Consider the following 3,415-nt stretch of genomic DNA (forward strand, 5'->3'; position numbering starts at 1 on the left):
CGGACCCCGTCTCGGCCAACCTGCAAGCGCACTAGGCACGTCGGTCTGATCGAGACACACCCGGAAGTCTGCGCCCATGGCCTCGAGGATCTGGCAGATGCCGGCGACTGCCTCATCCTGAACGGCGTCCAACCTCACCCTCTCACGATCGCATATCCGGCGAGCCAGCCCCCGGACCTGAGCAGGTGACCCCTGAACTCCTCGCCGGAGCCGTCTGCGAAGTTCTGATTTCGCATGAGCTGCCCAGGGGTGCGAGGCGCTGGGCTCATCCCGCCAATCATGGATCTCGATGGATGTCATAGCCGCCTAACGTCGCAGCGCAGGCACAGCGCGCCTGTGGGCTGCGGAATGAAACCGAGACGCGACCGCGCTGTTGCCTGCCGCTGGCTTGTTCGGCGATGCGTGTGTCAGCTCAACCATACAACCTCCGGCCCACCTCTTGAATGAAGTTGGGGCCGTACACGGGCATATCATGCGATCGGCCAATCAAATCGGCCCGCTCGCGCTCCACCTCACGGAATGCGATGCGTGCTCGCTCAGCCTCTGGCCCCACTCCTTGAGAGATCAGATTGTCGAGCGCCGGCCAGTAGCCCTGGGAGGCGGCCGCAACCCACCAGTGTGTTGCCTCGCGCATCGCCGCTTCCTGACTCTCGCGCTGGTCGGCTTCGCTCTCGCAGCAGAGTCCCAACCAACAAATCGTCGCAAGCGCGTACTGACAGCCCAAGTTGCCCGCCTCAGCGTGCACCGTGAGTAAGGCCCGAAGTGTAGAAAACTCTGCAACGTCAGGGCGGTGCCACACGGAGGGATCGCGATGGCAGTCCTGCCCCCACGCACGACTTGCTCGGTCGAACCTCTCAAGGACTGTATCCGGATCGCTCATTCTGTGGCGAGCGCCGAACGACACCACTGAGCCACAGCCCGCCGACCGAGAGCCAACTCGGACGAAACCAGGAATGTAGGAACGGTGATCATGTGAAAAACTCGGAGACTAAGGGATGTTGGATCGAGTGGGCTGTTCGGCTGACCGCAAATCGGCGTGCCTAGGATAGGGAACAACCACTCCTGAAAGATGAATCCACATCCAGCAAACACACGCGAGTAGAGCGAGGAGGCAGGTTGCCCAGGAAAGCCAACGGCTCCAACCTCGTCCCGACCGTCCAAGCCAGGCAAGAACACCGGATCCGATGAGGCATCCGCTAGTAACCCCATACCCAATTATGATCACATCTACGCCAACACTCCCACCGCTGCGAGACAGCCTCCAATTGCAGTAGTGAAGGACATAGATGCTGGCAGCACAAACTATGAATGACCCCGCGCACCGCAAGAGTGGCTGAGTAATCATATGAATCTCAAAGCCGCCGAACGTCAAGAGGTCAGCGACCTCGACTCCGAGTCGAGGTTCGCGTGGACCGCCCTGGTTAGATCCGGGGGTCAATGGGTTCCCGAAGGGCTGAATGCAAGCTCAACCAATACGATTGTGGTGAGTAATGTGATCGATACCACAAGAGCGCGTGAGCTGACGCGCCCAGCAGCCCGACCGAGGCCGAAGTCAGGCCCAAGCCCGTGCCACAATCGAAAACCGACTGGTATAGTGACCAAGCCAAAAAGAACCAGACTCCACGGCGATGCTCCCGTGCGAATGAGCGTCCCCCCATCCCCCTCTCGGCCAAACGAATCGACGACGAGATACAATCCATTGGCAACCAGACAGAAACCTGCGAAGAACCGGACCAGGAAATAAAGCGGCAATCGCAGATACTTTCCGAGAACGCAGAACAGCAGGGGGATCCCAACTCCTAATCCAGGCCCTCCCCAAGCCACAACCTGGGGGTGCGGGTTGTCGGAGAGGCTGGTCCATGAAATCCGGAGCGGGTGCAGTAATACAGAAGCCACGCTCCCACCAGTTAGCCATGCGGCGACCACATGCCCGAACTCATGAACAGCCATGAACGCCAGCCAGCAGAAGCAGACGTAGGAAGCTATCAACGCAAACTGTGATACACGGTGCAAGGCTTTGGTCGGATCTAACGCTGCATCTCAGGTACGGCGCGCCTGTGGTGTGCAGCATGAAATCCAGACGCGACCGCGCCGTTGCCTGCAGATGCCTGGTTGGGCCTTTTGTTCCTGGTCTCAGTCATCATCATAAAAGCAATCACAAGTAATTGCTTGGCCACCGCATCGTGGACACAGCTCGAGATCGCAGCCGATGAGATGAAGTCTGCCGCGCTTCGCACCACAATCATCACACGTCGGACTATCAGGATCACCCTCGCCCGCACCATAAAGCACTCGAGCATACTCCTGGCCCTGGATGCCAAGCTTTGTGGGTTCGACACGGGGCCGCTTGTCGCCATGCCACCTCGGGGACCTGTCATTCCACGACATACTGGTTTGCCCAACATTGTTCTTGAACGGCAGCCCCCCGTGCCAGTTTATCTACTAACGGCCGGAGTATCGCGTCGTTATTATTTATTGGAAGGTACATTGCGTCGTGATTGGCTGGTTTCCTGGTTAGTAGCCACAGGATCGCCGAATTATCTATTAACGGCAGAATGTGGCACGCCCTACGGGGTGCTCCGAGATCAAATCCCACGCTCCGGGGATGTGCGATCGCCCGGCTAATGTCTGGGAACCCTACGGGTTCCGGGTACCTGGCATCCTGAGTGATACGCTGCTCCGTCTGGGAACCAAGAACAATTCGCAACGTGCAATCCCCTCCGTGACCTCTGCGGCCTCTGTGTGAGAAAAATCGAGAAAGGCTGCCGCCCGTGGGGTTCGGATGAACGCTAACCCCATTTCGTAGTTGGCACTCTCCGATGCCCCTTTCACCGTGATCTGCTCCTTCACCCGCTACGCTCTCGCCGACTCCCCAAGACACCGCCCCGCAATCACTCGTCCTACCTTGGGGATACCACATTCCTCGGTCTTTGTTTCGCGTGGCTAAGCTACCCCGCGAATGATCAAAAGTCGAGGTGGAAGTCGTTGAAAATGAGGGATGCTGCGCTGGATGTGCGGGCAAAAGCCGAAGGGGATTGGGTTGCCCACGGAATACTATTCCGAGGACTATTTAACTGCAATGGACGCAAAGGACGCTATGTCTGCAGCGAAAAGAAGAACTCCGTTTTTGTCCTTCCTTCGATTCCTCATCGCGTCCTTTGCGTCCCTTGCGGTTTAAACCTCGGGCCTCTTCCCATCGGGACCTTTGTGGCTTCGTGTGAGATTATCGGGAGTCCGGTTCCGGTGGGGGAAGCCTTCTCACGGCGGCTCCTACAGCCCAATCCATGCAGTCGTTCAGCACGCGTTTGCTTGATTTTTTTGCGAAATCCTTCGTTGTTCGTCGCTTACGTATTTCGCTCAATACGCTCGCTCCTCACGCCTCGGTTTTCGCAAAAACCTGCTGCGCAACCGCATG

The 3,415-nt window shown here is 58.0% G+C and carries 2 protein-coding genes; both read right to left on the reverse strand.

Annotated features, from left to right (window positions below; genetic code table 11):
* Positions 1 to 412 precede the first annotated feature (412 nt).
* On the reverse strand, positions 413 to 880 hold the full coding sequence (locus tag JNN07_12360) for a hypothetical protein (protein MBL9168527.1): 468 nt from the start codon (positions 878 to 880) through the stop codon (positions 413 to 415).
* Between the two features lie 554 nt (positions 881 to 1,434).
* Positions 1,435 to 2,013: a M50 family metallopeptidase gene (locus JNN07_12365; GenBank protein MBL9168528.1), complete on the reverse strand. Its 579-nt coding sequence runs from the start codon at positions 2,011 to 2,013 to the stop codon at positions 1,435 to 1,437.
* Positions 2,014 to 3,415: the final 1,402 nt, after the last annotated feature.

The sequence above is a fragment of the Verrucomicrobiales bacterium genome, assembly GCA_016793885.1.
In the GTDB taxonomy this organism is placed as follows: Bacteria; Verrucomicrobiota; Verrucomicrobiia; order Limisphaerales; family UBA11320; genus UBA11320.